The sequence below is a fragment of the Suilimivivens sp. genome (assembly GCF_037359455.1).
GTDB classification, from domain to species: domain Bacteria; phylum Bacillota; class Clostridia; order Lachnospirales; family Lachnospiraceae; genus Suilimivivens; species Suilimivivens aceti.
On sequence record NZ_JAXXXI010000055.1, the window covers coordinates 76,705 to 97,146 of the forward strand.

Sequence of the window (20,442 nt, forward strand, 5' to 3'; positions counted from 1 at the left end):
TCTGTACCGGCTGGTAAGGATGAAGAGAGAAAAGGAGAAGATTATGTACAAGACGTTTTCAATGGAACTTGCCGGACGTACACTCAGTGTTGATGTAAACCGTGTAGGCAAGCAGGCAAACGGATGCGCATTCATGCATTATGGTGATACTACCGTATTATCCACTGCAACAGCATCTGAGAAACCAAGGGATGGAATTGATTTCTTCCCACTTAGTGTAGAATATGAAGAGAAGCTTTATGCCGTAGGTAAAATTCCCGGAGGCTTTAATAAGAGAGAAGGAAAGGCAAGTGAGAATGCGATTCTGACAAGCCGTGTTATTGACAGACCCATGCGTCCTCTGTTTCCCAAGGATTACAGAAATGATGTTACTCTGAATAATATGGTTATGAGTGTAGATCCTGCATGCCGTCCCGAGCTTGTTGCCATGCTTGGTGCTGCAATAGCAACCTGCATTTCCGATATTCCTTTTGATGGACCCTGTGCTATGACTCAGGTTGGCATGATAGACGGAGAATTCGTTATCAACCCAAGCCAGGAGCAGTGGAAGAAGGGAAATCTGAACCTGACAGTTGCCTCCACCAGAGAAAAGGTGATCATGATCGAAGCAGGAGCCAATGAGATTCCGGAAGCTACTATGATCGAAGCAATCTACAAGGCTCATGAGATCAACCAGACGATCATTGAGTTTATTGATAAGATCGTTGCTGAGGTTGGAAAGCCAAAGCATACTTATGAGAGCTGTGCAGTTCCGGAAGAGCTGTTTGCAGCGATCAGGGAGGTCGTAACTCCTGAAGAAATGGAAGAAGCTGTATTTACAGATGAAAAGCAGGTTCGTGAAGAGAATATCAGAGTGATCACTGAGAAGCTGGAAGAAGCTTTTGCAGAGAACGAAGAATGGCTTGCCCTTCTTCCTGATGCAATCTATCAGTATGAGAAGAAGACTGTCCGCAAGATGATCCTTAAGGATCACAAGCGTCCTGATGGACGTGAGATCACACAGATCAGACCTCTTGCAGCAGAAGTTGATATTATCCCCAGAGTTCATGGCTCTGCAATGTTCACAAGAGGACAGACACAGATCTGTAATGTATGTACTCTTGCTCCTTTGTCAGAACAGCAGAAGATCGATGGACTTGATGAAAATGAAGTAAGCAAGCGTTACATGCACCATTATAACTTCCCTGCATATTCTGTAGGTGAGACCAAGGTTTCCAGAGGACCCGGAAGAAGAGAGATCGGACATGGTGCACTGGCAGAGAGAGCACTGATCCCTGTGCTTCCTTCTGAGGATGAGTTCCCTTATGCGATCCGTACAGTATCTGAGACCTTTGAATCCAACGGTTCTACATCTATGGCATCTACCTGTGCATCCTGTATGTCACTGATGGCTGCTGGTGTACCGATCAGGAAGATGGTTGCAGGTATTTCCTGTGGACTTGTTACAGGTGAGAGCGATGATGATTTTGTGCTTCTGACAGATATCCAGGGACTTGAAGACTTCTTTGGAGATATGGACTTTAAGGTGACAGGTACTACAGAAGGTATTACTGCGATCCAGATGGATATCAAGATCCACGGACTGACAAGAGCGATCGTAGAGGGCGCTATTGCAAGATGCCGTGAAGCAAGACTCTTTATCATGGATAATTGCATGAAGAAAGCGATCGCAGAGCCCCGTAAGGAGGTTGGTCCTTATGCACCGAAGATCATTTCCCTGCAGATCGATCCTGAGAAGATCGGTGATGTTGTTGGACAGAGAGGAAAGACCATCAATGAGATTATCGCCAGAACCGGCGTTAAGATCGACATTACTGATGAAGGTAAGGTATCTGTATGCGGAACTGATCCTGACATGATGGCAAAGGCGCTTGAGTATATCAAGACCATTGTGACAGATTATCAGGAAGGGCAGATCTTCACGGGTGTTGTTGTCAGCATCAAGGAGTTTGGTGCATTCGTTGAGTTCGCACCCGGCAAGGAAGGAATGGTTCACATTTCCAAGATCGCCAAGGAAAGAATTAATCGTGTAGAAGATGTTCTTACCTTAGGAGACAGGGTAACTGTTGTATGCCTTGGCAAGGATAAGATGGGCAGAATGAGCTTCTCCATGAAGGATGTAGCACAGCAGTAAAGAATTATCAGAAAACATTATAAATAAAGAAATACGAAACTGCCGGCAGGGTAAAAACCTGCCGGCTTTTTTGCACTCCTTTGGCAGAAAGTCAGCCGGATCATTTATCTGTCTGTCATATATCCGGGGCTTTTTCATATACTGAGATATAGGAAAAGGAGGACAAGATGAACGCAGAGGAGATTTTACATATTTTTCCGCAGGCGGTCAGGGGACGGTTCAGAATGGCTGCGGAAAAAGCAGAAGGTCTGCAGGAAATCAGATTTGCAGTAGGAAGACCGGTACGTGTCATTATGGAGGAAGGGGAATTTTTCCTTAGGAATACCGGAAAGCTGACAAGGATCATAGCAGAAGACTGCTGGATCCTGCAGGAAAAGGAAATGGCGCAGTTTCTGGATCATGTCTGCAGCTATTCCCGGTATGCCTACGAAGAGGATATACGGCAGGGATTTCTCACGGTTCCCGGCGGACACCGGATCGGGATCGCAGGACAGGTTATCCTGAAGGAGGATGGAGGTATAAAAAATATGAAATATATCAGCTATGCCAATATCAGGATTTCCCATGAAATTCCGGGAGCTGCCGGTCTGCTGATGCCATATCTTTATGAAAAGGGAAGGATACTGAACACAATTCTGATCGGACCTCCGTTAAGCGGCAAGACAACGGTGCTCCGGGATATGATCCGGCAGCTGTCCTATGGCGGCGGGGCACACAGGGGGAGGCAGGTGGCAGTTGTAGACGAAAGATCCGAAATTGCCGGCTCCTATATGGGGATACCGGGAAATGATCTGGGACTTCGGACAGACATACTGGATTCCTGCCCGAAAAGTCTTGGTATGCTGCTTCTTGTAAGATCCATGGCACCGGAGGTGATCGCAGTAGATGAGATCGGGGGCAAAAGGGATGCAGATGCGATCCTGGAAATCATCAGATGCGGCTGCAGTGTGATCGCTACCATGCATGGAAGCTGTATGGAAGAAATGAAGGAGAGGGGAATACCGGAGACACTGTTTGACTGTGTGGTACTTCTTGAAAGGCGTGGGAGGGAAGGAGAACCTTTTTCTATTCTGAAACGGGATGGGGAAGGATATGATAGGTAAAATTCTTGGGGTATTCGGACTGCTGACAGGATCGATCGGATTTACAGCCGAAATCTGTATGGGTAGGAAAAACCAGATTCTGCTGCTGAAGGAGATCAGGGAAATGTTTTGTCTGATCCAGGGAGAGATTGACTATACAGCATTACCGCTTCCTGAAATTTTCAAAAATCTGTCAGAAAAAATAAAGGAACCGCTTTCAGGTGCGCTGAGGGAAGCTGCTGGCAGGCTTACGATGGAACAGGGGGAAACAATCAGGGAGCTCTGGCAGAAGGAGATGGAAAAGGCGCTTGCTTCTTATCATTTGTCCGGGAACCAGAAACAGATCCTGTTTTCCTTTCCGGACGGATTTACAGAAAACGAATACAGAGGACAGGCAAGAGCGATAGACCGGTACATAAGGGATATGGATCGTGAGATACAACAGTGTGAGGAGGAGCTTAAGAGTAAGAACAGAATTATAATGAGCCTTGGAATTGCAGCAGGACTGTTTCTTGTGATCGTTTTGCTGTGACAGGAGCAGGAGGAGCAATGGGAGTAGGGCTGATATTTAAAATAGCTGCAGTGGGGATACTGGTGACAATCTTAAGTCAGGTACTGAAACATAGTGGAAGAGAGGAACATGCCTTTCTGATCAGTCTTGCCGGACTGATCCTTGTGCTGACATGGATCCTGCCATATATTTACGATCTGTTTATAATGGTACAGGATCTTTTCCAGTTCTGAGAGGAGGATGACAATGGATATGCTGAAAATTGGGATTCTTGGGCTGACGGGTGTTATGCTTGCGATCCAGTTTAAGGGTACCAGGGCAGAGATCAGTCTGTATATGGGAGTAGCGCTTTGTATTCTTATTTTTGCTTTTTCAATGGAAAAGATCGGTAGTATCATATCCCAGATCCTGTCCCTGAAAAAGTATATCGGAGGAAGTGAAGCCTGGCTTGCCCTGATCCTGAAAGCAGTAGGGATCACCTATATTGGGGATTTCTGTGCCAGTGTCTGTAAGGATGCCGGATATCAGGCTGTGGCCGGACAGATTGAGATCTTTGCCAAGCTTTCTGTTCTATGCTTCAGTCTGCCGGTCATGGCTGCGGTCGTTGAAAATATCAGTACAATTGTAGGGGGATAAAATGAACGACTATTTAACGGAACAGATGGAGGAGCTTAATCTGGCCGCTGCATCAGAGTCATTTACGAAGCTGTTTCCGGGATATCAGATCGATATGAATTCTCTTTTTAATCTGATACTGGAAGGACAGGCAGGGGAGGCTTTTAAGATGATCACACAGGCGGTAAAGGAGGGATTTGCCGGGGATCTTGCAGGTATGAAGACATTGCTGGTGAGCATTTTGCTGATCGGTATCTTTTCTGCATTGTTGTCTGATTTCTCGGATGTTCTGGCGAAGGGGAATACAAGAGGAACAGGATTCTATCTGCTGTATCTGATTCTTCTTTCCACATTGACAGGAGCTTTTACCGTGATCTCCAGGATTACAGTTGCCACCTTTGAAAATATCATTCTTTTTGTAAAGCTGTTTGTCCCATCATGGGCAGTGAGTGTTTCCGTTTCACTTGGAACAACGACAGCCTCTTTTTACTATGGAATGATGCTGCTTCTTGTATGGGGGATCGAGGAGATCCTTCTTTCGGTCATGGTTCCTTTTATTTACAGCTATGTGATCCTGGCACTCCTCTCAGCCCTGTTTCCGGAAGAAAGACTGAATCTCCTGCTGGATTTCATGAAAAGGATCGCAGATTTTGCCTTTAAGGTCATGCTGGCGCTTGTTACAGGAATGTCCTTTGTACAGGCACTGATCATACCGGCAGTAGACGGACTTAAGGTATCGGCAATGAAGAAGGCCATGCAGGTGCTCCCGGGGATTGGCGGAGCAGTAGAAGGCGTGGCAGAGCTTGTACTGGGGTCAGCAGTGCTTATCCGGAATACTATGGGAATTTTATTTCTGGTACTGCTTCTCCTGATCTGTGCATTGCCGGTTTTTAAGATCCTGGTGCTTTCCGGACTGATCCGGTTTGGCGCTGCGCTTTGCAGTGTGGTTGGAGATAAACGGCTGTCCGTATGCGTGGACAAGGTAGGAGAAGGGTGTTTTCTGCTTCTTCGCTGTGTTCTTACCGGCATGGCATTGTTTCTGATCGTGGTGGCGATCGTGTCGTGTATTGTGAGGTGAGCATTATATGACAGAGATTATCCGGAAAACAGGAATTTTTATCATCGTGGCAGAGGCTATGGTTTGTCTTGCCCCGTCAGAGGTATACAAAAAGTATATCAGGCTGATCGTTGGAATGGTTCTGGTGGTACAGCTGGCATTGCCGGTTCTTTCCCTGTTTTCAAAAAATGGAGCCTTATCTGATCCCGGTAAAGTCCCTGCTTATGAAATGGAAATAGAATTTCGTACAGATGGGAAGCAGAAAGATCCTGTGCAAAGACAGATGGAAAGGGAGATTATGCAGAGACTTGGGCAGCTGGAAGAGGTACAGATCCTGGATATAGAGTTGAAGGAAAGAGAAGACGGAAACATGTATCTTCTTGTTGTACTGGAAGCACCGGAAAAAGATGGCCTGTGGGCAGAAAACAGCACGATAGAGGGAAAGGAAGAGTGGCTGCAGCAGAAAAAGCAGTATATTGCGGAAAGGCTGCAGATGGATATGTCGGATATGGAGGTTGAAGTGTCTGAATGGAGATAAAGAGGAAAGAAAAGCTGTTCAGATCCCTTGCAGGGAAAAAAGAGAATTTTCTGATCCTGTTTCTGGCCGGGATTCTGCTGCTTGTGATCGCATGGCCGGCAGAAGAAAAAAAGAAGGAAAGCAAGTACGGTTTTTGGGACAGCCAACATGATACGATAGTATCAGAGGGAAGTGAGGATGCCAGTCTTCCGGAGATGACGGCGGATGCAGAAGCAATGCGGGAGTATGCGACTGTGATGGAAGGACAGCTGGAGGATTTCCTGTCTTCTGTGGAAGGAGCAGGTGATGTAAAGGTATTCCTGACGCTGAAGGGATCCGGTGAAGCTGTAATAGAAAAGGATACAGAGTCATCTCTGGATTCTAGTACGGAGGTAGAGGGAAGCGGCAGCAGGAATGCGGCAGAATCTACTGAAAAGATGGTTTCAGTTTACACAGAGGATGGCACAAGACCCTTTATAAAAAAGGTGATCTATCCAGAAGTAGAAGGTGTTGTTGTCTGCGTAAGCGGCGCAGATCAGGGGAAAATAAATAAAAACATTACGGAGGCAATTCAGGCATTATTCGGGATAGATGTACATAAAATAAAAATAATCAAAATGAGTTCCAGATAAGGAGAAACGGCGTTGAAAAATATGATGAAAAAGAATCAGATCATGATCACGGCTCTGGCAATTATGATCGCAATTGCGGGATATCTGAATTTTGCAGGTTCCAGGATCTCGGAGGAGGAGATCATGGAAACCGGTGCAGATTCTGCTGTGACTGCAAAAGAAGATGCACCTGACACGGAGGATACACAGGTGGCCTCACTATTTGAGATCTCTGACGAAGATATGGAAGCAGCGGAAAATTATGATATTGCGAGCCTGGATTCGGATGTAGTCAGTGAGGAACCTGATTACCTTGATGAGACCATGCAGGAAAGCATGGCTGAGAACACAGGGGATGAGCTGTCAGATCAAAGTGTACCGGGGGAAGCTGTATTTACGTCATCCTCCAGTCTTGACAGCCTGTCTGGTGCAAAGCTTTTGAAGGAGCAGGTACGTGCCAGAAATAAGGAGACGCTTCTGGAGATCATCAATAACGTAAATATCAGTGATGAGCAGAAGCAGGAAGCTATTGACGGCATGATCGCGATCACAGATGCGGCAGAAAAGGAAACAGCGGCCGAGATCCTGCTGCAGGCCAAGGGCTTTGATGATGCGGTTGTGAGTATTGCAGACGGCATGGTGGATGTGGTGATAAATACCAGTGACCTGACCGAAGCACAGCGTGCCCAGATCGAGGATATTGTAGTGCGCAAGACAGGGATCGGAGCGGAAAATATTGTAATCAGTACTACTACAGCAGAATAAAATGTGATATTCTATACAAGGACAGAGAAAGAGAGGAATTCTGTAATGGCAAGAGTATTTTTGATCGTGCTTGACAGTCTCGGGATCGGAGCAATGCCGGATGCAGGTCAGTTTGGAGATGAAGGAACCAATACACTGCGTTCTGCAACCGGCGGTTCTGATGCACATTACCCTAATCTGAAGGAAATGGGGCTTTTTAATATTGATGGTGTGGATTTCTCGAAAGGTACCAGAGAGCCATCTGCGGCATATGCCAGGATGACGGAGAAATCCAGAGGAAAGGATACCACGATCGGTCACTGGGAGATTGCGGGAATTATTTCAGAAAAACCGCTCCCGGTTTACCCGGATGGATTTCCGGAGGAGATCCTTGCGCCGTTTAGGAAGATGACGGGCAGGGGTGTTCTGTGCAACAGACCTTATTCAGGCACAGAGGTTATCAAAGATTATGGAGATGAACATGTAAGGACAGGAGATCTGATTGTCTATACTTCGGCAGACAGTGTATTTCAGATCGCAGCCCATGAGGATGTGGTTCCGGTAGAAACGTTATATCATTACTGCGAAGAAGCAAGAGGGCTGCTTACAGGGAAGCATGGTGTCGGAAGAGTGATCGCAAGGCCCTTTACGGGGGAGAGCGGTCATTATGTGAGGACGCCAAGAAGACATGATTATTCACTTCTGCCACCTGCAGAAACGATGCTGGATGCATTGAAGGCAGCAGGCAGGGATGTGATCGCAATAGGAAAGATCCGGGATATTTTTGCCGGAAGAGGTATTACAGAAGCAGTATACACCAGTGGAAATACAGAGGGCATAGCCAGGACACTTGCCTGTATGGATCGGGATTTTGACGGATTATGCTTTACGAATCTTGTTGATTTTGATATGCTGTACGGGCACAGAAATAACTGTGAGGGCTATGGAAGGGCACTGGAGGAATTTGACAGGGCTCTGCCTGTGATGATGGCGAAGCTTGGGGATGGAGATGTTCTGATGATCACAGCCGATCACGGATGTGATCCCGGTTATACGGTGTCTACGGATCATTCCAGAGAATATACGCCTTTTCTGATGTATGGAAAGAAAATCAAACCTGCGGACTTAGGAACGAGGGATACCTTTGCAGATATCGGTGCAACTGTGCTTGATTATTTCCAGGTACCATCAAAAATCGCAGGCACATCCATGCTTTAAATACAAAACGATCACTTGGAGGAAAAAACGTGGGAAATTACGATAAAGAAATCAACAGAAGACGTACGTTTGCGATCATCTCGCATCCTGATGCAGGTAAGACGACGCTGACAGAGAAATTCCTTTTGTATGGAGGCGCTATTAATCTGGCAGGAAGTGTAAAGGGAAAGGCGACGGCCAGACATGCTGTATCTGACTGGATGGAGATCGAGAAGGAGAGAGGTATTTCCGTTACTTCTTCTGTTCTGCAGTTTGAATATGACGGCTTCTGCATCAACATTCTGGATACACCGGGGCACCAGGATTTCTCAGAAGATACTTACCGTACACTGATGGCAGCTGACTCAGCAGTCATGGTCATTGATGCATCCAAGGGTGTAGAGGCACAGACAAGGAAGCTGTTCAAGGTCTGCGTCATGAGAAAGATCCCGATCTTTACTTTTATTAACAAAATGGACAGGGATGCCAATGATACCTTTGAGCTTCTGGATGAAATTGAAAAAGAGCTTGGTATTGCCACCTGTCCGGTTAACTGGCCTATTGGTTCCGGTAAGCGTTTCAAGGGAGTATATGACAGGCATAAGCAGGAGGTGATCACCTTTTCAGATACTGAGAAGGGAACCAAAGAGGGGGAGACCAGGCATATTCCTGTGGCCGGAAGAGAAGAGCTGGATACAGTGATAGGAGAGGAAGCAGCAGAAACGCTGATGGATGAGATTGATCTTCTGGACGGTGCGAGTGCGGAATTTGATCTGGAAGCCGTGCAGGCAGGTGAGCTGACACCGGTATTTTTCGGTTCAGCCCTTACCAATTTTGGCGTGGAATTTTTTCTGCAGCATTTCCTTAAGATGACAACAACTCCGCTGCCAAGAAAGGCGGATATCGGACTGATCTCACCTACAGAGAATGACTTTTCTGCTTTTGTGTTCAAGATACAGGCCAATATGAATAAAGCACACCGTGACAGGATCGCATTTATGAGAATCTGTTCCGGTAAATATGAGGCAAGCATGGAAGTCAAGCATGTACAGGGAAATAAAATCATGCGTCTTTCACAGCCCCAGCAGATCATGGCGAGCGAAAGAAAGATCCTGGAAGAGGCCTATGCCGGTGATATTATCGGGGTATTTGATCCTGGTATTTTTTCTATCGGGGATACGTTGTGTATGCCAAAGGAACAGTTCTGCTATGAGGGGATCCCGACCTTTGCCCCGGAGCATTTCGCAAGGGTAAGGCAGATCGATACTATGAAGAGAAAGCAGTTTGTGAAGGGGATCACCCAGATTGCACAGGAGGGTGCAATCCAGATTTTCCAGGAATTTAATACCGGTATGGAAGAGATCATTGTCGGTGTGGTAGGTGTATTGCAGTTTGATGTCTTAAAATACCGTCTGGAAAATGAATATAATGTTGAGATCAAGCTGGAGCCGCTGCCTTATGAGCATATCAGATGGATCGAGAATAAAGATATTGATCTGACAAAGCTGACAGGCACCTCCGATATGAAGAAGATCAAGGATCTGAAGGGAAATCCGCTTCTGCTGTTTATTAATTCCTGGAGCATAGGTATGACTCTTGAGAGAAATGAAGGACTTGTATTATCAGAGTTTGGACGTGATTAAATGAAAAACAGATGGCTTTCGACAGCCCTGATCCTTTCTTTGATGTTTACCGGATGTACGTCTGGTGAAATAGGAATGGATCAGGAACAGGCGAAGGAAACTCCGGCCGTGGAAGAACAGATTCCAAGAACCGGTGAAATGAATAGTGATGTGGCGGAAAGCCTGAAAAAAAGGCAGAATGGCCAGTTCTATTTTGATCAGCTTCACAGTGAGGATCAGACTGTATATGTGGAGATTTTGGACATTCTACAGCATTTTCAGAAGGATATTCCGTTATCCTGTCTTGAAACAGACACCATAGAGAGGATATTCCAGTATGTGCTGAACGACCATCCGGAGATATTCTATGTGGAGGGATATACATTTACCAGATATACCCTTGGCAGTGAGGTAAAGAAGATCACATTTTCCGGAACCTATACCATGGATGAGGAAGAAGCAGAAAGCCGGAAGAAGCTGATCCGGGATTATGCAGTAAACTGCCTTACGGGCATCACTCCTGACATGGACGACTATGAAAAGACCAAATATATTTACGAGTATATCATCAATTCTACAGAATACGATTCAGAGGCGCCGGATAATCAGAATATATGCTCTGTTTTTCTGTATGGAAGGAGTGTGTGCCAGGGATATGCCAAGGCAACACAGTATCTGCTGAATCAGGCAGGAATAGATGCAACGCTTGTGATGGGAAGAGTGCTTTCCGGAGAGGGACATGCCTGGAATCTGGCAAGACTGGATGGAAGCTGGTATTATATAGATACTACTTGGGGGGATGCTTCCTATCAGATGGTAGAGGGCAGCACAGAGGGTGAGGAGAGCATACCGCCGATCAATTATGATTATCTGTGTGTAACAACAGTTCAGCTGACAGCGACACATTCTATTGATACGGGTGCGTCCATGCCGGTATGTGATGACATGACGGATAATTATTATGTCAGGGAAGGCAGATATTTTACTTCTGTAGACAAACAGAAGCTGGAAGAACTGTTCCAGATGGCATATGATACGGGAAGCTCTTATGTGACGCTGAAATGTTCAGATGTGGCAGTTTATGAGGAGATGATCCGGTATCTGATCAAAGAACAGGGGATCTTTTCCTACCTGCATGGTGCAGAGGGCACAGTATCCTATGCGGATAACAGGGAGCAGCAGAGCCTGAGCTTCTGGCTGTAAGAGGAAAATTGGATTTAGGCTTTCCAAAAAACGTATTTTTTGGTATGATGAAAGTCAGATAACTGACATAAAGAAAGGAACAGGATCATGGAAAAGACAATGGAACAGAACACTTATGTATTACAGGATGATGATAGTTTTGGAACTGTCAAGATCGCTGATGATGTAGTAGCAGCTATTGGCAGTATCGCTGCAACTGAGGTTGAAGGCGTAGTTTCCATGGCTGGAAATATCGGCAATGAGCTGGCAAGTAAAATGGGAGTTAAGAGTCTTGCAAAGGGCGTAAAGGTAGAGGTCAATGGCAAGAATGTGAAGGCAGATATTACCCTGATCGTGAAATATGGATACAGCATTCCGGCAATCTCCCAGAAGGTGCAGGACAAGGTAAAATCTACGATCGAGAGTATGACAGGTCTGAATGTAACAGATGTGAATATCAGAGTTGCCGGCGTTGGCATGTGAGAAAGAATACAGGCAGGATAAACAAATGACCAGAAGAGAACTGAGAGAGCAGATATTCAAGCTTCTTTTTCGTGTGGAGTTTAATAACAGAGAGGAAATGCCGGAGCAGACAGAGTTTTTCTTTGAAGAAGAGGAAAATCAGGCTGATGTGGCAGATACTGCTTATATTACAGACAAGCTGAACAGGATTCTTGAGAAACTGACAGAAATCGATGCTGCATTGAATGAAAAGGTGGAAGGCTGGGATACAGGCAGAATGGGTAAAGTGGATCTGACAGTCCTGCGTCTTGCTGTTTATGAAATCTTATTTGATGAAGAGATACCTACAGGAGTAGCAATTAATGAAGCTGTAGAGCTTGCCAAGAAGTTTGGACAGGATTCTTCATCTGCATTTGTCAATGGTGTTCTGGCAAAATTTGTTCAGGAAGATAAATAATGCAGAATGTTTACACTGTTGGCCAAGTAAATTCATATATTAAAAATATGTTTTCCCAGGATTTTTTATTGCAGTCCCTTTTTGTGAAGGGAGAGGTAAGTAACTGTAAATATCATTCCTCGGGACATATTTATTTTACGCTGAAAGATGGAAAAGGAACGATTTCCTGCGTGATGTTTGCTGGAAACCGTTCCGGTCTTGCGTTTCGGCTTACTGAAGGAATACAGGTCATTGTACAGGGAACAGTTGATGTTTATGAAAGAGACGGAAAGTATCAGCTGTATGCCAAAAATATTACCAGAGACGGTGCAGGTGCCCTGTATGAGAAATATGAACAGCTGAAAAAGGAACTGGAAGAAAGAGGGATGTTTGCAGCCGAGTATAAGAAGGCGATCCCTCCTTATATCAGGACACTTGGTGTTGTCACAGCACCGACGGGTGCGGCAGTCAGGGATATTATCAATATCGCGACCAGGAGAAATCCCTATGTGCAGATAATCCTTTATCCGGCAATTGTACAGGGAGACGGTGCAGCAGAAAGCATTATCAGGGGAATACATGCACTGGAGAAACAGAAGGTAGATGTCATTATTGTAGGAAGAGGCGGTGGCTCTATAGAGGATCTCTGGTGCTTTAATGAAGAATCAGTAGCAGAAGCTGTTTTTGACTGTGAGATCCCGGTCATATCAGCGGTGGGACACGAAACAGATACTACGATCATTGATTATGTATCGGATCTGCGGGCACCTACACCATCAGCGGCAGCGGAGCTTGCTGTGTATGATGTGAAGGCATTTATGGAGCGGCTTTCCGGGCAGAAAACGGTCTTAAACCGTACACTGGAGCAGAAGCTTACCTATTGCAGGCTGCAGCTTAAAAATCAGGAAGCCAGACTGAAAATGAATTCTCCGATTTCTCGGATCCGTGAAAAGAAAATGTGGCTGTTACATACAGAAGAACAGCTTATGGCGCTGATGAATGGCAGAACAGGGGAAAGCAGACATCAGCTTGCTTTATATATTGAGCAGCTTAAGGGGCTGTCACCACTGGATAAACTGAATCAGGGATTTTCCTATGTGGAGGATGCAGAGGGCAGATGCGTAAATGATGTAAACCGTGTCCATACAGGTGATGAGCTGAAGATCTATGTGAAAAATGGAAGTTTGTATGCTTCTGTAACAGGAAAGGAATAAACGAATGGGGGAAGAGAAAGAGATCTCACTGGAAGAGGCCTTTACCAGGTTACAGGAAACGATTGAAAATCTGGAAAAGGATGATATTACGCTGGAACAGTCTTTTCAGGAATATCAGAAAGGCATGCTTCTCGTCAAAAAGTGTAATGAAATTATTGATAAAGTAGAAAAGAAAGTTCTGGTGCTGAATGAAGATGGGGGTACAGATGAATTTTAATGAACAGCTGCAGCAGAAGGCTGCTGATGCAGAAGATATTTTAAAAAAATATCTGCCGGAAGAGGAAGGGTATCAGAAAAAAGTGATCGAGGCCATGAACTACAGTGTTTTGGCAGGAGGAAAAAGACTCAGACCAGTTTTGATGAAGGAGAGCTTTCTTCTGTTTGGCGGGCAGGGAGAAGTGATCGAGCCCTTTATGGCAGCTCTTGAAATGATCCATAATTATTCTCTTGTACATGATGATCTGCCGGCTATGGATAATGATGAATACCGGAGAGGAAGGAAGACGACCTGGACCGTATATGGAGAAGGTATGGCAGTACTTGCAGGAGATGGACTTCTGAACTATGCCTATGAGACAGCTGTCAAAGCTTTTGACAAGGCTGATGACCTGGAAGAAATGAAGCGTGTTGCCAGAGCACTTCAGATCCTTGCAGAGAAGGCCGGCATTTATGGAATGATTGGCGGACAGAACGGGGATCTGGAAGCAGAAGAGGGAAAGCTTCCACTTACAGAAGAACTGCTTCTGTTTATCCATGAAAAGAAAACAGCGGCATTGATCCAGGCAGCTCTTATGATCGGTGGTATTCTTGCAGGAGCATCAGATACAGAGATCGGGTCTCTTGAGAAAGCGGCCTATGATATTGGAATCGCATTTCAGATCCAGGATGATATCCTGGATGTGACAGGCAATGAAAAAATCCTTGGAAAACCCATTGGCAGTGATGAGAAAAATCACAAGCTTACCTATGTATCATTAAATGGACTCGAAAAATCAAGGGAAGACGTAAAGCGGCTTTCTGGAGAAGCAGAAGAGATCCTTAGTTCCTTTCAGGAGAAAAATCCGTTTCTGATCAGCCTGATAGATTCCCTGATCACACGGCAGAAGTAGACCGGACAGAAGAAAAGAAGGTGTTTATATGTTACTTGACCGAATCAATGCGGTAAATGATATTAAGAAAATCAATCCGGAAGATTATCCTGCACTTGCAGAAGAGATCAGGCAGTTCCTGATCGGACATATTTCCAAAACCGGAGGGCATCTGGGCTCAAACCTTGGCACGGTAGAGCTGACAATGGCACTGCATCTTTCTTTTCAGCTTCCGGAGGACAAGATCATATGGGATGTGGGGCATCAGTCTTATACTCATAAGCTTCTGACAGGCCGTAAGGATCAGTTCGACAATTTACGTAAGTTCGGAGGAATGAGCGGATTTCCCAAGAGGAAGGAAAGCAACTGCGACAGCTTTGATACCGGACACAGTTCAACCTCTATTTCTGCAGGACTTGGTCTTGTCAAGGCAAGGGATATCCAGGGGCAGAAGAACAGTGTCATATCTGTGATCGGGGATGGTTCCCTGACAGGCGGTATGGCCTATGAAGCGTTGAACAATGCAGCAAAGCTGGAAACCAATTTCATTATTGTTTTAAATGACAACAATATGTCCATATCAGAAAATGTAGGCGGTATTTCCAAGTATCTGAATAATATCCGTACAGCGAATGCCTATCTGGATATCAAAGAGGGTGTGTATAATACTTTGAAGGATATACCAAGGGGTGACCGGATCGTTGAGGGTATCCGTAAAGCGAAGAGTGGCTTTAAGCAGCTTGTGGTTCCTGGAATGTTTTTTGAGGACATGGGGATTACCTATCTTGGACCAGTGGATGGGCATAATATCCCTGCGATGCTTCGTATGTTCCAGGAAGCGAAGCGCGTGAGAAATACTGTTATTGTACATGTGATCACACAGAAGGGAAAAGGCTTTGAGCCGGCAGAGAGACATCCCGCAAGATTCCATGGGGCGGAGCCATTTGATACAGAAACAGGAATTCCTTTAAATCCGAGAACAACAGCTAATTATACCGATATTTTTTCAACTGTGATGTGTAAGCTGGGAGCAAGGAATGAAAAGGTGGTAGCGATCACGGCAGCCATGCCGGATGGAACCGGTTTAAAGCGGTTCCGGAATATGTATCCGGACAGGTTCTTCGATGTGGGAATCGCAGAAGAACATGCTGTCACCTTTGCAGCAGGGCTTGCAGTTGGCGGTTTGAAGCCAGTAGTGGCAATCTATTCTTCCTTCCTGCAGAGGGCATACGATCAGATCATCCATGATGTCTGCATCCAGAATCTGCCGGTTGTGTTTGCTGTTGACAGAGCTGGTATTGTAGGAAGTGACGGAGAAACACATCAGGGAATCTTTGATCTTTCCTATCTGTCTTCTATTCCCAATATGCATGTCATGGCGCCGAAAAACAAATGGGAATTATCCGATATGATGAAATATGCGTTAAGTCTGAATGCGCCGGTGGCGATCCGTTATCCGAGGGGAGAAGCTTATGCCGGATTAAAGGAATTCCGGGCACCGATAGAATCCTTCCATGCAGAGGCCATTTATCTGGAGAAGGATGTCTGTCTTCTGGCAGTAGGAAGTATGGTAAAGACTGCAGAAGAGGTCAGAAGGCTGATCCGGGAAGCAGGCTATGGATGCAGTCTGATTAATGCCAGATTTGTGAAACCGATCGATGAAAAGGCCGTAGAATATGCCAAGAAGCATCATGGTATCACAGCTGCCATGGAGGAGAATGTGGCGAGCGGCGGCTACGGAGAAAGAGTCAGAGAGTACTTTGATACCCTTCCGGGTGAAGGGGAGCTGCTGAATTTTGCAATTCCGGATGAATATGTAGAGCATGGCAACGTAGATCTCCTGAAAAAGGAGATTGGTATTGATGCAGAAAGTATTGCTGGTGCAATACTTGCCAGATTAAAGGAAAGAGAATGACAGGAAGCTGGGAATCATAGATGAAAGAACGACTGGATGTGATATTAGTTCAGGAGGGATATGCTGCCTCCAGGGAAAAGGCAAAAGCCATTATCATGGCAGGAGATGTTTTCGTGGATGGACAGCGGGAAGACAAAGCCGGAACTACGTTTGAGCTTTCAAAGATCAGACTGGAGATCCGGGGCAATACACTGCCCTTTGTCAGTAGAGGGGGCTTAAAGCTGGATAAGGCAGTGAAAAAGTTTGGATTTTCCCTGCAGGATAGAATATGCATGGATATTGGTGCATCGACTGGGGGATTTACAGACTGTATGCTCCAGAATGGGGCAAAAAGGGTTTATTCTGTAGATGTCGGACACGGGCAGCTTGACTGGAAGCTTCGGAATGATGAGCGGGTTGTCTGTATGGAAAAAACGAATTTCCGTTATCTGAAACCAGAGGATATTGAGGATACACCGGATTTTGCATCAGTGGATGTTTCTTTTATATCCCTGACCAAGATCCTGCTGCCGGCAAGGGCGATCCTTTCAGAAGAAGGAGAAATGGTATGCCTGATCAAGCCGCAGTTTGAAGCTGGACGGGATAAGATCGGGAAAAAGGGTGTTGTCAGGGATAAAGCGGTACATGAGGAGGTCATCCGCAAGATCATTGATTATGTTTATATGATCGGATTTGATGTGCTCAGCCTTGACTATTCACCGATCAAGGGACCGGAGGGAAATATTGAATATCTTGTCTATATCCGTAAGAATGAAGAGCGGATCAGGGGAACAGAAGCTGTGACAGAGACAGAAGCAGAAGAAATGTTAAAAGAGATTACAGAAAAGAAAAGTGGTTATTCTTATCAGGAAACAATGAACAAACTGATCACAGAGACTGTTCTGCTGGCACATGAGGGGCTGAATGCAGGAGAATAGAGCCGTGGAAAATTTTTATATCATAACGAACCGCTCCAAGGATCCGGATTATCAGGTTACAAATCAGATCCGGGACTTTCTGCAGAAAAAAGGAAAGAACTGTTATATCCAACAGGATAATCAGAAGAGGAAGGAAAAGGGGCATACAGACAGCACAGGGGTGCCAGAGAACATAGACTGCGTGCTTGTTCTAGGTGGTGATGGAACCATGCTGCAGGCAGCGGCAGATCTGGCGGATCTGACAGTGCCATTCCTAGGGATCAATCTGGGTACCCTGGGATTTTTGGCAGAAGTCAATAAGACGGATATTGAGCATGCTCTGCTTCGTCTGATCGAAGGAGATTATGAGATCGAGAAGCGTATGATGCTGACGGGGGATGTATTTCAAGAGGACAGGGATATGCCGGAGGATTCCACGCAGGCACTCAATGATATTGTGATTACCAGAAAGGGAAGCCTGCAGATCATTATATTTACGATCAGTGTTAACGGGCAGTTCCTGCACAGATACAGTGCAGATGGCATGATCGTGGCAACACCTACAGGCTCTACCGGTTATAATCTGTCGGCAGGAGGTCCCGTGGTGGATCCCAAGGCGCAGCTCATGGTGATCTCACCGATCTGTCCACATTCCATGCAGCACAGCAGTATTGTGCTCTCACCGGAGGATGAAGTGACTATCAGCATAGACACAGGACATGATGGGACAGTTCAGGAGGTCGAGGCAAGCTTTGATGGAAATCACAGAGTGACGCTCCGTACAGGAGACAGGATCGTGATCAGACGCTCCAGCAGGACGACAGGGATCATCAAGCTGAGCAGGGTCAGCTTTCTGGAAAGCCTTCATAACAAGATGGGATAGAAAAATGAAAAAAAGCAGACATGAAAAAATTAAAGAACTGGTAGAGCAATATGAGATTGAAACCCAGGAGGAGCTGGCAAATCGTCTGAAGGAAGCCGGCTATCATGTGACTCAGGCTACGGTATCAAGAGATATCAGAGAGCTGAAGCTTTCCAAGATCTCCGGTGGGGATGGAAGACAGAGATATACGATACTGCCACACAATGATCATTATCTGAGCGATAAATATATCCGTGTATTAAAGGACGGGTTTGTTTCCATGGATATGGCACAGAATATACTTGTAGTGAAGACAGTATCCGGTATGGCCATGGCAGTGGCAGCGGCAATCGATGCCATGAAGCTGAAGGAGATTGTCGGATCTATTGCCGGGGATGATACGATCATGATAGCAGTCAGAACAACAGAGGAAACGGAGACCGCTATGGGAAAGATCCGCAGTGTACTGGAAGAATAACTGTTTTGCACTGGCAGGAGGAATAAAAATGCTGGAAAGCTTACATGTAAAAAATCTGGCTTTGATTGACGAAGCAGAAGTGGAATTTAAAAAAGGACTGAATATATTAACCGGTGAAACAGGTGCCGGAAAATCTATTATTATAGGATCTGTCAATCTGGCACTTGGCGCAAAGGCAGATAAGGACTATATCAGAACCGGTGCTGAATATGCACTGATCGAGCTTGTTTTTTCCCTGAATGAAGAGCAGAAGAAAAGAATAGAGGAGCTGGAGTTCCCTATAGAGGATAATACACTGATCCTGCAGCGTAAGCTTATGCAGGGGAGGAGTATATGCCGGGTAAACGGAGAGAGCGTGAGCATGGGACAGCTCAGGCAGCTTTCAGGTGTACTTCTTGATATGTGTGGACAGCACGAGCACCAGCAGCTTTTAGGTAAGGAGAAACCGGCACAGCTGCTGGATGCTTTTGCAGGGAAAAAGCTTGCAGAACTGAAAGATAATCTGAAAAAGAGTTACCGGGAATACAGGCAGCTGCAGAAGGAGCTTTCGGAGAATGCCCTGGATGAGCAGACAAGAAAAAGAGAAATGGATCTGCTTTCCTTTGAAGTAAATGAGATCGAAGAAGCAGCATTGATTCCCGAAGAGGAAGAAGAACTGGAAAAAAGCTATCGTAAAATGAGCAGTGCCAGACAGCTTCAGGAAACGGCAGGTCTTGTTTATGGTATAACCGGCTATGAAGAGGATGGCAGTGCCGGAGAACTGATCGGAAGGGCAGTCAGGGAACTGAAGAATGTGATCATGCTGGATGAAGAAGCAGGGATACTTGCAGACCAGCTTCTTGAAATAGACAATCTGCTGAATGATTTTAACAGATCCATGGCAGATTATCAGGAAAGCCTTACCTTCGATGAGGAAGAGTATGCAAGGATAAGAGACAGACTGGATCTGATTAACCATCTGAAGGGAAAGTATGGACAGACTGTTGAAGCAGTGCTTCAGGAGCTGGAAGAAAAGAAAAAGAGGCTGATGCAGCTTTCAGATTATGAGGAATATTACCGGCAGCTTTCGGGAAAGCTGACAGAAGAAAAGGAGAAGCTTTTTCAGTATTGTAAGGCGGTATCCGGGATACGGAAGGCGGAAGCAGAGGAATTATCAAAGAAACTGGCAGAAGCAATGAGAGATCTGAATTTCCTTAATGTAGATTTTGCAGTTACCGTTATAAGTGATGAGGAATATCTTTCCGAGCAGGGCTATGACAGAACAGAGTTCCTGATCTCTACCAATCCTGGAGAAGCGAAAAAGCCTCTTTCCCAGGTAGCAAGCGGGGGAGAGCTTTCCAGAATCATGCTGGCATTCAAATCGGTGTTCGCGGATACAGAAGAAACACCTACTCTCGTGTTTGATGAAATCGATGCAGGGATCAGCGGAAAAACAGCATGGAAGGTATCAGAAAAGCTGGGACAGCTCTCCAGGGAGCATCAGATCATCTGTATCACTCATCTGCCGCAGATCGCAGCCATGGAGGATGTGCATTTTCTGATCGAGAAACAGATCGAAGGGGAACGGACAGTGACAAGGATCCGGGAGCTTAAGGAAGAAGAGAGTGCTCTGGAGCTGGCAAGACTCCTTGGCGGGGGCGAAGTGACAGAGGCTGTTATGACTAATGCCAGAGAGATGAAGCAGATGGCTTTAAAATCCAAGAATTAGTAACATAAAAAAATCCATATTTCACATACTAAAAGGGACATGCAAAGAGCGTGTTCCTTTTTCTTTGAGTTTGAAGGGATACGGGAAGAGTGCCGCAGAAGTGAGAAAAAT

Annotated in this window: 22 protein-coding genes; all 22 read left to right on the forward strand. The window is 45.7% G+C overall.

Annotation, left to right across the window (positions count from 1 at the left end):
* Positions 1–43 precede the first annotated feature (43 nt).
* The 22 genes from WJQ40_RS12185 to recN all read left to right on the forward strand — a co-directional run bounded on the left by WJQ40_RS12185 (position 44) and on the right by recN (position 20,331).
* The gene (locus tag WJQ40_RS12185; protein ID WP_262574003.1) at positions 44–2,134 is read left to right on the forward strand and encodes a polyribonucleotide nucleotidyltransferase; all 2,091 of its coding nucleotides are present in this window, start codon (positions 44–46) and stop codon (positions 2,132–2,134) included.
* A gap of 167 nt (positions 2,135–2,301) precedes the next feature.
* A complete protein-coding gene (gene spoIIIAA / locus WJQ40_RS12190) occupies positions 2,302–3,237 on the forward strand; it encodes a stage III sporulation protein AA (protein WP_262574002.1) in 936 nt (311 codons plus the stop codon).
* Positions 3,227–3,748, forward strand: a complete 522-nt coding sequence (locus WJQ40_RS12195) for a stage III sporulation protein AB (RefSeq protein ID WP_262574001.1) — start codon at positions 3,227–3,229, stop codon at positions 3,746–3,748. The genes spoIIIAA and WJQ40_RS12195 overlap by 11 nt, the downstream gene beginning before the upstream one ends.
* 17 nt (positions 3,749–3,765) lie before the next feature.
* On the forward strand, positions 3,766–3,960 hold the full coding sequence (gene spoIIIAC / locus WJQ40_RS12200; RefSeq protein WP_262574000.1) for a stage III sporulation protein AC: 195 nt from the start codon (positions 3,766–3,768) through the stop codon (positions 3,958–3,960).
* A 13-nt stretch (positions 3,961–3,973) separates the two neighbouring features.
* Positions 3,974–4,363 (forward strand): stage III sporulation AC/AD family protein, encoded by a 390-nt coding sequence (locus WJQ40_RS12205; protein WP_262573999.1) that lies wholly within the window; start codon positions 3,974–3,976, stop codon positions 4,361–4,363.
* Between the two features lies 1 nt (position 4,364).
* Complete coding sequence (locus WJQ40_RS12210; protein WP_337540544.1) at positions 4,365–5,420, forward strand: stage III sporulation protein AE; 1,056 nt, start codon at positions 4,365–4,367, stop codon at positions 5,418–5,420.
* A 7-nt stretch (positions 5,421–5,427) separates the two neighbouring features.
* A complete protein-coding gene (locus tag WJQ40_RS12215) occupies positions 5,428–5,937 on the forward strand; it encodes a stage III sporulation protein AF (protein WP_337540545.1) in 510 nt (169 codons plus the stop codon).
* Positions 5,928–6,548, forward strand: a complete 621-nt coding sequence (locus tag WJQ40_RS12220; RefSeq protein WP_262573993.1) for a stage III sporulation protein AG — start codon at positions 5,928–5,930, stop codon at positions 6,546–6,548. The genes WJQ40_RS12215 and WJQ40_RS12220 overlap by 10 nt, the downstream gene beginning before the upstream one ends.
* Before the next feature lie 21 nt (positions 6,549–6,569).
* On the forward strand, positions 6,570–7,292 hold the full coding sequence (locus WJQ40_RS12225; RefSeq protein WP_317246626.1) for a SpoIIIAH-like family protein: 723 nt from the start codon (positions 6,570–6,572) through the stop codon (positions 7,290–7,292).
* 45 nt (positions 7,293–7,337) lie between these two features.
* Complete coding sequence (locus WJQ40_RS12230; protein WP_337540546.1) at positions 7,338–8,489, forward strand: phosphopentomutase; 1,152 nt, start codon at positions 7,338–7,340, stop codon at positions 8,487–8,489.
* Between the two features lie 29 nt (positions 8,490–8,518).
* On the forward strand, positions 8,519–10,111 hold the full coding sequence (locus tag WJQ40_RS12235; protein ID WP_118797848.1) for a peptide chain release factor 3: 1,593 nt from the start codon (positions 8,519–8,521) through the stop codon (positions 10,109–10,111).
* A complete protein-coding gene (locus WJQ40_RS12240; RefSeq protein ID WP_337540547.1) occupies positions 10,112–11,293 on the forward strand; it encodes a transglutaminase domain-containing protein in 1,182 nt (393 codons plus the stop codon). It abuts the gene before it with no gap.
* An 87-nt stretch (positions 11,294–11,380) separates the two neighbouring features.
* Complete coding sequence (locus WJQ40_RS12245) at positions 11,381–11,755, forward strand: Asp23/Gls24 family envelope stress response protein (protein WP_262573989.1); 375 nt, start codon at positions 11,381–11,383, stop codon at positions 11,753–11,755.
* Between the two features lie 25 nt (positions 11,756–11,780).
* On the forward strand, positions 11,781–12,191 hold the full coding sequence (gene nusB / locus WJQ40_RS12250) for a transcription antitermination factor NusB (protein ID WP_118797851.1): 411 nt from the start codon (positions 11,781–11,783) through the stop codon (positions 12,189–12,191).
* The gene (gene xseA, locus WJQ40_RS12255) at positions 12,191–13,384 is read left to right on the forward strand and encodes an exodeoxyribonuclease VII large subunit (RefSeq protein ID WP_337540548.1); all 1,194 of its coding nucleotides are present in this window, start codon (positions 12,191–12,193) and stop codon (positions 13,382–13,384) included. The genes nusB and xseA overlap by 1 nt, the downstream gene beginning before the upstream one ends.
* A 4-nt stretch (positions 13,385–13,388) precedes the next feature.
* Entirely contained in the window at positions 13,389–13,601 is a 213-nt protein-coding gene (gene xseB / locus WJQ40_RS12260; RefSeq protein WP_262573984.1) for an exodeoxyribonuclease VII small subunit, read from the forward strand.
* A complete protein-coding gene (locus WJQ40_RS12265; protein WP_337540549.1) occupies positions 13,591–14,493 on the forward strand; it encodes a polyprenyl synthetase family protein in 903 nt (300 codons plus the stop codon). The genes xseB and WJQ40_RS12265 overlap by 11 nt, the downstream gene beginning before the upstream one ends.
* A 28-nt stretch (positions 14,494–14,521) precedes the next feature.
* Positions 14,522–16,387 (forward strand): 1-deoxy-D-xylulose-5-phosphate synthase, encoded by a 1,866-nt coding sequence (dxs, locus tag WJQ40_RS12270; protein WP_337540551.1) that lies wholly within the window; start codon positions 14,522–14,524, stop codon positions 16,385–16,387.
* A 20-nt stretch (positions 16,388–16,407) separates the two neighbouring features.
* Positions 16,408–17,304 (forward strand): TlyA family RNA methyltransferase, encoded by an 897-nt coding sequence (locus WJQ40_RS12275; RefSeq protein ID WP_262573981.1) that lies wholly within the window; start codon positions 16,408–16,410, stop codon positions 17,302–17,304.
* 4 nt (positions 17,305–17,308) lie between these two features.
* Positions 17,309–18,166, forward strand: a complete 858-nt coding sequence (locus tag WJQ40_RS12280) for an NAD(+)/NADH kinase (protein ID WP_118797926.1) — start codon at positions 17,309–17,311, stop codon at positions 18,164–18,166.
* Between the two features lie 4 nt (positions 18,167–18,170).
* Positions 18,171–18,623 carry an arginine repressor gene (argR, locus tag WJQ40_RS12285; RefSeq protein WP_262573979.1) on the forward strand — a complete coding sequence of 151 codons (453 nt, stop codon included), beginning with the start codon at positions 18,171–18,173 and terminating at the stop codon, positions 18,621–18,623.
* Between the two features lie 28 nt (positions 18,624–18,651).
* Positions 18,652–20,331: a DNA repair protein RecN gene (gene recN, locus WJQ40_RS12290; RefSeq protein WP_337540555.1), complete on the forward strand. Its 1,680-nt coding sequence runs from the start codon at positions 18,652–18,654 to the stop codon at positions 20,329–20,331.
* Positions 20,332–20,442: the final 111 nt, after the last annotated feature.